This window comes from Pseudomonas sp. PS02303 (assembly GCF_029959925.1).
In the GTDB taxonomy this organism is placed as follows: Bacteria; Pseudomonadota; Gammaproteobacteria; order Pseudomonadales; family Pseudomonadaceae; genus Aquipseudomonas; species Aquipseudomonas mandelii.
Map to the genome: position 1 here is coordinate 1 of NZ_JASCOM010000255.1, position 8,447 is coordinate 8,447.

The 8,447-nt window shown below is 53.0% G+C and carries 9 protein-coding genes; 4 read left to right on the plus strand and 5 right to left on the minus strand.

From position 1 onward, the window contains the following. A partial coding sequence (locus QMX98_RS29365; RefSeq protein WP_248679717.1) for a hypothetical protein occupies positions 1-99 on the minus strand: 99 nt, incomplete at its 3' end. A gap of 460 nt (positions 100-559) precedes the next feature. Between QMX98_RS29365 and QMX98_RS29370 the strand changes: the two genes are divergently transcribed. The 4 genes from QMX98_RS29370 (at position 560) to QMX98_RS29385 (ending at position 4,986) form a co-directional block, all read left to right on the plus strand. Next, a complete protein-coding gene (locus tag QMX98_RS29370; protein ID WP_010457261.1) occupies positions 560-823 on the plus strand; it encodes a DUF2790 domain-containing protein in 264 nt (87 codons plus the stop codon). A 188-nt stretch (positions 824-1,011) separates the two neighbouring features. Beyond that, a complete protein-coding gene (locus tag QMX98_RS29375) occupies positions 1,012-1,296 on the plus strand; it encodes a hypothetical protein (protein ID WP_077748655.1) in 285 nt (94 codons plus the stop codon). Between the two features lie 517 nt (positions 1,297-1,813). After that, a complete protein-coding gene (locus tag QMX98_RS29380; protein WP_017340233.1) occupies positions 1,814-3,064 on the plus strand; it encodes a ribonucleotide-diphosphate reductase subunit beta in 1,251 nt (416 codons plus the stop codon). A 290-nt stretch (positions 3,065-3,354) separates the two neighbouring features. Further along, positions 3,355-4,986 carry a DNA cytosine methyltransferase gene (locus QMX98_RS29385; RefSeq protein WP_282411786.1) on the plus strand — a complete coding sequence of 544 codons (1,632 nt, stop codon included), beginning with the start codon at positions 3,355-3,357 and terminating at the stop codon, positions 4,984-4,986. 116 nt (positions 4,987-5,102) lie between these two features. On the opposite strand, the gene QMX98_RS29390 is transcribed toward QMX98_RS29385, so the two are convergent. From QMX98_RS29390 to QMX98_RS29405, 4 genes are all read right to left on the minus strand, one after another. Further along, entirely contained in the window at positions 5,103-6,875 is a 1,773-nt protein-coding gene (locus QMX98_RS29390; protein WP_282411787.1) for an AIPR family protein, read from the minus strand. Next, on the minus strand, positions 6,872-7,885 hold the full coding sequence (locus tag QMX98_RS29395) for a PD-(D/E)XK motif protein (protein WP_282411788.1): 1,014 nt from the start codon (positions 7,883-7,885) through the stop codon (positions 6,872-6,874). Before QMX98_RS29395 ends, QMX98_RS29390 begins: the two co-directional genes overlap by 4 nt. Next, entirely contained in the window at positions 7,869-8,285 is a 417-nt protein-coding gene (locus QMX98_RS29400; protein ID WP_282411789.1) for a hypothetical protein, read from the minus strand. Before QMX98_RS29400 ends, QMX98_RS29395 begins: the two co-directional genes overlap by 17 nt. Before the next feature lie 66 nt (positions 8,286-8,351). After that, on the minus strand, positions 8,352-8,447 hold a 96-nt coding region (locus QMX98_RS29405), incomplete at its 5' end, for a transposase domain-containing protein (RefSeq protein WP_045059740.1).

The following is an 8,447-nucleotide window of genomic DNA, read 5'->3' on the forward strand; positions in this document are numbered from 1 at the left end:
GACGACCGACTGCTGGTACATGGCTTTGTAGGTTGCCTCGTCAGTCAGCGTATTGGCCAGAACCTCGGGACGAACGGGATACAGAGAAGCCGCACTCATCTTTCTTACCTCGGTGGAATAGTTGTTTTTGTATGGCCCCAGTTGTAGCCGGGCCGGGCCTATAGAACCATTCGACGATGGTAGTAACAAGCCCCTACAAATTACCGTGATAAGCCTGGAATGCGCCGTTAAAAGCACACCAACCCCCTGTGGGAGCGAGGCTTGCCCGCGCAGAACGATAACGCGGCCCACCTGAAAACCACATCACCGAGATCGCCAATTGTTCGGTTTCTACCACCTTAATCGGTGATTGTTACGAAATCTGTCAAAGGTGTTTATCAAAACCCCACCTATATGAATGCACCCCCCACGCCTAAAATCAGCCCGCCAACAAGGCAACGTGATTAACCAAGTTGCAGCCCCCACGAAGGCCGTTAATCCAAGACTCTTTAATCAAGCTCCACACGCAACCCCAAAAAGGTTGCGTGACCCCATTCGACCTCTAAAAGGTAAATCTGAAATGAAAGCTTTATTAGTTCTGGCCCTCAGCAGCCTGTGCGCAACCGCCATGGCAGACGAGGTCCCGACTGATGTCGCACAGCAGAAACCCGCCATCGAGGAATACACTTACTCGACTCACCTGGACATCGCCAAAGTTATCTCCATGAGTGAAGTTCCTAATGTGTGCGAAGTTGTTCCGGTGAAAATGGAATACGACGACTCCCAAGGTCAACGCCACATCCTGCGCTACAGCATCATGGGCAACGGCTGCACTAACGGCTGATCACCCGCCCGCCTCATAACGGTTCGACCCATCCGCCCCGCCCTTTCAAGGCTGATGCAGCGCCGAACCGTATATATCGATTAATACGATTATTTTAAGCATTTATTTGCGCTTTTTAATCAAATTAGTTGGCATAGCATTCACTCCATACCCAAGGCACAAAACGCCAACGAACCTGGAGCACTACAATGAAAACCAAACTGATCCTCGCCCTGACCCTTTCTGTTCTGGCCGCCAACACCTTCGCTGCTGACGGTTTCGACCGCACTGTCGCTTCTGACGGCTACGACCGTACCGGTACGGCTTCCTTTGCCGCCGATGGTGCCGATCACGTCGGTGCAGCCAAACTGGCTTCGGATGGCTTCGATCACACCGGTGCCGCCAAAGTCGCCGCTGACGGCTTCGATCACACCGGTGCGGCCAAACTCGCTGCCGATGGCGCCGATCACGTCGGTGCGGCACGCCTGAGCTGATCATCGAGCGTGACTTTACAGCCCGGCTTCGGTCGGGCTTAGTTGTGTCTTGAACCACCGAAAACCGATTCAAAACACAACATGTAGTGAAAAACCGGTTTTTTTGCCTATTTTTTGAACAAAAAAGTAGCGCATCAAAATTTATGAAAAAAAATCTTAACCCGCGATCTCCAGCCAAAGCCCTGTAAACCCTCGCTCCGACCGAAAAACCCGCCTTCTCGACCGCTCCATGCGCGGATTCGCCCCACCACGGCCGCAAAAATTTCCCTATAATGCCGGCTTAAACGGGCCTGCAATATTCCCTTACAGGGATAACAGCCAGTCTGAAGCCCACGCCGACGTCCTCACCGATTTCTGCGCCCCTCAGAGGCTCTCGGAACCCCGTAAAAATTTATGTTTATTTGCCTGCGTGTACCGCTGCAAAAAACGCTATCCAACGCGGCCAGTACGGCCGTGTGAAAAATAACCAATCAGTTTTCACACGGGCATCTGGCCCTCACGCAGGAGACGACACGTCATGCTGAGCTGGGACGAATTCGACAAAGAAGACAGCGGCGAGACCGTGGTAAAAGGCGCCAACGCCGGCCACGCGACTGAAGCCAACATGGACCGACTCGACACCGCTGGTGGTGTCGCCGCTCAAGAAGCTCGCGCCGTTACCGCGAACGACTCTGCCGCCATCGCCCGTGCCAAAGCAGCCCTGGACAACCTCGACATCGCTGAAGGCCTCGCCGAACTCGAAGGCGCCTCCGCCCGCGTCGCTGTCGACGAAAAGCGCATGATCAACTGCCGCGCCGACCTCAACCAACTCGTACCGTTCAAGTACGACTGGGCCTGGCAGAAATACCTGGACGGCTGCGCAAACCACTGGATGCCGCAAGAAGTCAACATGACCGCCGACATCGCCCTCTGGAAAGACCCGGAAGGCCTGACCGACGACGAGCGCCGCATCGTGATGCGCAACCTCGGCTTCTTCTCCACCGCCGACTCCCTGGTTGCCAACAACCTGGTCCTGGCCGTGTACCGCCTGATCACCAACCCGGAATGCCGCCAGTACATCCTGCGCCAGGCTTTCGAGGAAGCGATCCACACCCACGCCTACCAGTACTGCATCGAATCGTTGGCCATGGATGAAGGCGAGATCTTCAACATGTACCACGAGATCCCATCGGTCGCGAAAAAAGCCACTTGGGGCCTCAAATACACCCGTTCGATCTCCGATCCGAAGTTCGAAACCGGCACCGTCGAAACCGACAAAGAACTGCTGCGCAACCTGATCGCCTACTACTGCGTTCTGGAAGGCATCTTCTTCTATTGCGGCTTCACCCAGATCCTCTCCATGGGCCGCCGCAACAAAATGACCGGCGTCGCCGAGCAGTTCCAGTACATCCTGCGCGACGAATCCATGCACCTGAACTTCGGCATCGACGTGATCAACCAGATCAAAATCGAAAACCCGCACTTGTGGGATGCCGAGATGAAGGAAGAAGCTTCGCAGATGATTCTGCAGGGCACTCAGCTCGAGATCGAATATGCGCGTGACACCATGCCTCGCGGCGTATTGGGCATGAACGCGGCGATGATGGAGGACTACCTGAAGTTCATCGCTAACCGTCGTTTGAGCCAGATTGGTTTGAAGGAAGAGTACCCAGGGACGACTAACCCGTTCCCTTGGATGAGCGAGATTATGGACTTGAAGAAAGAGAAGAATTTCTTTGAGACGAGAGTTATTGAGTATCAGACTGGTGGGGCGTTGAGCTGGGATTGATTTCCGAGCTTGCCACGATTTGATGATGGTTATTTGAATCGGCAAATCGATAAGCAAAAGCCCCGATCTGATCGGGGCTTTTTTATTCGGCAATGAGAGTCCACCCTCTTACGGGTACATTCGTACATTCGGTGGAACTCGGCACCTCTGCTCAAGGTTCATTTCTTGCCCGCTACCCAGTGAACCGTTACCATTTATCGCACATAGTGCGTGTCTCTTTGGGGCCGCAACTCACCTGAGCGCTACAGTGCGCTTTTTTTATTTTCGTATTTGGCGCATCGACTAACTCAATGAAATATAAGGAATCTATCCCGGTCATCGACCTTTTTGCGGGCCCGGGCGGACTCGGGGAAGGATTCTCTTCAATCGGCGGTCATGAGAAGGGAGTACGTAAGTTCCAGCTGCGTGTCTCGATCGAGAAAGATCCCGTCGCTCATGCGACCTTATCCCTACGCGCATTGTTTCGCGCCTTTCCGAAGGGCGAAGCGCCAGAGGCTTACTACCAATACATCCGGGGCGAAATTACTCGTGAAGAGCTTTTCAAGCATCCGGACGTCCCAGCAGAAGCTGTGGAGGCCGCACTAGAAGCTAAACTTGCAGAGCTTGGTAAAATTCCCCCGGCGGAAGTCGATAATTGGATCAGGGAAGCCCTGATTGGTGCAGATGAATGGGTTCTCATTGGCGGCCCGCCGTGCCAAGCCTACTCTGTAGCGGGACGTGCTCGTCGAACGCGGGAGAGCCAAGAGGAGTTTGAAAGCGACGAAAAGCACTTTCTCTACAAAGAGTACCTGCGGATTATTCGTGAGTTCAAACCCACTATCTTCGTGATGGAGAATGTTAAAGGCATACTGTCCTCGAAGCACAGTGGCTCGCACATCTTCCAGCAAATTCTCGATGACCTCTCGGCTCCTGCTGGAGATCTCTCATACAACATCCGCTCCTTAGTGGTCCCTAAAGACGCGGAAAAACCAGATCCACACGACTTTGTCATCCAAGCCGAACGTCATGGCCTTCCGCAGGCTCGACACAGGGTTATCCTGCTTGGGATTCGCTCTGACGTCGCCTCAAGCTGTCCTGATTTGTTGGAGCGTCCGCACAAGTTTGTAATGGAGCCCAGCAAAACGGTATTCACAGTGGGGCAGGCTTTATCAGGGCTCCCACCGGTACGGAGCAAGATTTCAAGAGGGGGGGACTCCCTAGAAGCCTGGCTCTCTGCCTTGGATGAGGCCAGCTCTTTGCTTTTACAGCCCTATGTAGCAGGCCGGGGCGACTTGATAGACGCCATAAAAAAGGCGGCTGTTAAAGCACAGAGACTGAATTCCAATGGCAGCAGGTACGTACCTTGGCAAGAAGAGCCAGAAATGAGTGCCAAGCAGCGTGAGTGGTTCCTCGATCCAAGACTTAAAGGAGTGCTACAGCATGAGGCAAGGAGCCATATGCGCTCTGATCTGCATAGGTATATTTTTGCAGCAAGCTACGCAAAATTGTATGGCACCTCTCCAAAAATACATCAATTCCCTGTGCAGCTGCTGCCAGCTCATGAGAACGTGTCTTCCGACTCTGTCCCCTTTAGTGACCGGTTCAGGGTTCAAATGGAAGATGGTCCTTCTACCACTGTCGTCGCTCACATAGCGAAAGATGGCCACTACTACATACACCCAGATCCAAGCCAGTGTCGCAGTTTGACTGTTCGCGAAGCCGCGCGATTGCAGACCTTTCCTGACAACTACTTCTTTGAGGGCAATAGAACACAGCAGTACACACAGATCGGAAACGCAGTCCCGCCGCTTCTTGCTAGAAAAATCGCAGCTGTCGTCGCAGCGGTCCTCGACTCCTATCGATCTGGAAAAAAACCGCCAAGCAACATCGCGCACCGGATCGAACCGAACCGACTATCGAGCGACGCATCTGGTGTCAGATAGACTCGAGGCAGGCACCGGCAACGATGGCGAATCTCCAGCCTGTCATTGCCAACGAAAATTCTCGACTACCTACCCTACCCTATAGTTTTGAGCTTTCTCTGAGAGTGCGAAGGGTGTCAGAGCGTCTCAGGAATATCTGCGAAAGGCGGAGAGAATGGCTGGGCGAACATAACCTCTCGACACTCTGGGCGCTTCGCCCATTCAGAGATCATCCTTCCGTTTGCAGTCTCATGAAGGCGGTCATTGACTTCCCGAGCCCAGATTTCAATCTGTTTAATAAGCTGAGGAGAAACTCCTTGTCTATTCCAGATACGCTCGAGGTTAAATGACTCGCCGTAAGCATGAGAAATTAATGCAACAGTGTAAGCAGCGACGTTGGCGAGAAAGGCAGGCACCAATGGTCGTGCAGTCTTGTGTACCGCTTTGAACAGCAAGGCTTTCGAGACAATAGCCTTGAAATAAACGACATCCGGAGTAAAAGTCGTCCCTTTGGCCTCCACCTCAGTCATACCAGACATGAACCGATCAAAACACTTCTGTGCGCCAAGACTGACAACATCAGCATGGCCATCCCATGCAGTGGAGTACTTCGCCAGCTCAGTTTTTGTAATCTTCCTCGAGGTTGGTACAGACTCCTTCAGGGCACGGAGCTTGGCTAAAGTGACACCATCACGGGCAAGGAGCGTGTTGTAACTGCCTGCAGCTCTTTCATAGAACCATCGCCCCGTACCATCAGGGCAATAGACAGAAAGCGACAACCGCTCAATATCAACATGGAATGGCTTATTGGCCGATAGATCAGATTGCCGAACAGCATTCTGACTGTTGGCATAACGCGAGATATCGGAGACAAGTGCCTCTTCTTTTGCCGGGTCTTGCTCTTTCATAACGATAATTTTGGCGGGGACGCGAACCTTACTCAAATCCGTATCTGCGTATTTCTTCTTGGCGAAAAAAATTGAAGCTGTAGTTTGGCCGCCATTAACAATTTGCATACCTCGCAACCAAGCGATGCCAGGAGATCCATCTGCTGCGCGATCAAGCCGCATCTCATCGGCGACTAATACAATCCCGTTGTTGTAAGCCATGAACCTTTCCGGGGCATTCCGCAAAGTATTCTGGAGTCCCGCATTCACGCCCTTCGCCTTCACGCTTAAGAATGATCGTACATTGGCCTCAAGTAGACGAGGGCCAAACTTCTCATAAACAAACCGAAGAGCTTCACCTGGGATAGCGGTAAGTGCGTAGTCATAGTCTCCTGTTTCACCAGGTACGAATACGCAAGGCAGTGGGGAGCCAGACACCTCATTGAAGTCAACGACCAGCTCATCACGAGGCTTACCTTCAGAACGATGGCGGTAAAGCCGCTCAATATCCATGACTTCAAGCTTCACGTGCTTTCCGCCAACGTCTCGGGCTTTAAAACTCTTCGACTTCGCTATACCGTCCGTAAGCACGTACACACGAACCTGTTCAAGCCCGTCGTAAATTTCTCGAATCGTCAGCGCAAGGGAATGGACATCGCTTGACGGATCGAGCTTTTCGGCAATACGCCCGGCTGCACAGAGCTCCAAAAAACGAACGCATTGGGCCGCTGCTGTTTTGATATCTTGATCAGAAATGGGACTAAGGCTTTCAAAGCCTTCGTACAAACTTACGAATAGGTCAAGCTGATCAGCGTCTTCAGACATGGCATAGCCGCTTAAGCGCAAATTCGCATTGCCAACCTTCCCCTGAAAGTGGCACACAACTGGATCGAAAGTCATTCCGGCTTCAGCAAGATGCTGCATCACCACTTCGGAGAAAACGAGTTCACCAAAAGGGGCGCCGTCAGACATCTGGCTCGCTATTTCGCCCCTGGTCTCTGCGAAAAAATCATCAAGCGTCATCCAGTTACTCCTAGTAGTTGCAGAGCCGCGTCGAGGTCCGAGAGGAACTCTCCGGCGTGGTCCAGATTGATTTCGTAAAGGGCTCGCGTGACTCCAGCGGGAACTGTCCCCGCTGTCAATCTTGGGAAGCCTTCAGATACGGAGAGAATCCGTTTCTCCTTCGATTCGAACTTTCGGGTGTAATGACTCGAGTGGCCTTCGAAGTAACCAGCGACCATGAGCCTCTCTCTAAAGAAGCTGATCACTCCTAGCTCCCCACCTAGTCGTTGCTCGGTCTCCGCGACTATCTGAGGAAGAGTAAGCCCGGTTTCCTCACGCGAAAAACGCACGGCAGCGAGAAACAGAGGTGATGCTACGGCGTCGTCCAATTGCTCGAGGGAGGCTATATTCACGGGGAAGCCAGACGAGGACATCGTAGACTTGACCTCAACCGCGCCGTCTCCTAACAGGAAATCTTGCGGAGCGTCATCAGGTCCCACCCAAGCCAAGAGCACCTCATCAGCCGATATTCCTGATCCCAGAAGAGCAATCATGAAGTTCAGTTCACCCGCCAGACCGAGTTCTGCCTCGGGACTGAGAGGATTCGCACCACGAGACATGAACTGTTTCCAAGCAACTACTCGCCCGATTAAAACCCGCAACAATTTGGTTTCCTCAACGCCAGTAGCGGCGATGTCGTCTAGCGCGCCGACTACATCGCAAACCATTGCAGCGAAAAGCTCAGTGCTTCCAGCTTCTTGGCGAGTCAGCGCTAATCTAAGTCCACCATAATTTTCCGGATCAGCTCTCTCGATCAAAAAGCCCTGCCCCTCGGGCAATTTTTCGGCACGAGCCAACTTGGCAGTCGGGAAGTAAAACAAAATCGCCTCGACGTTGGCCGGTGAGCGCCGCCCGGCCTGCAACTCCACGGGGCCAGCAGGAGTAAGGGAAATAGCTTGCCAGCCAGGTATGGAGTCATTTCCGGAGAGTGATGACCACGCTAGCAGGAACTCTTCACTCGGACGGGCCATATTCTTGCATCCAGTAGAGGAGGTTAACTTCATATTCCACGCTGATCGGATTATTGCTTGCGGGAAACGCGATAGCGAAGGCCATTATGGGTTTGCTCCATCCAGGCACAATGAGCCTTTCGAGCTCCTTATCTTTATAAAAATACGGAGTAAGCGGGTAAAGCAGCAGTAGCCCTCGATCAATGTCCCCTCCTAATTTCCGACGAGCCTCGCGGATACCCTTGCCGCTGGGAAAGTTCGGAGAGGTAATGCGGTTACGAGCCGGGTCTGGCTTCCAAGCCGCACGAGTTAGAGCCAAAGCTTCACGCCACGCTCCATCGAGAAGGTCCACCCCCTCGTCCTTGGGATCGGTTAGCACACCAATGGCGAAGCTATTCAAATCCAACTTGTCAGGATCCACAGAGTCATCTGTCTTGCGAACAGAGTATTTCGTTGGTAAGCGTCCGCCGAAGTCACCTTGCGTGACTCAGGCGGGCATCCACCGATGCGGCAGCAGTTGATCAATCTCACTGGCACGCTGCGTCGGCAGCCGCGTCAGTACATCTTTGAGATAGGCATACGG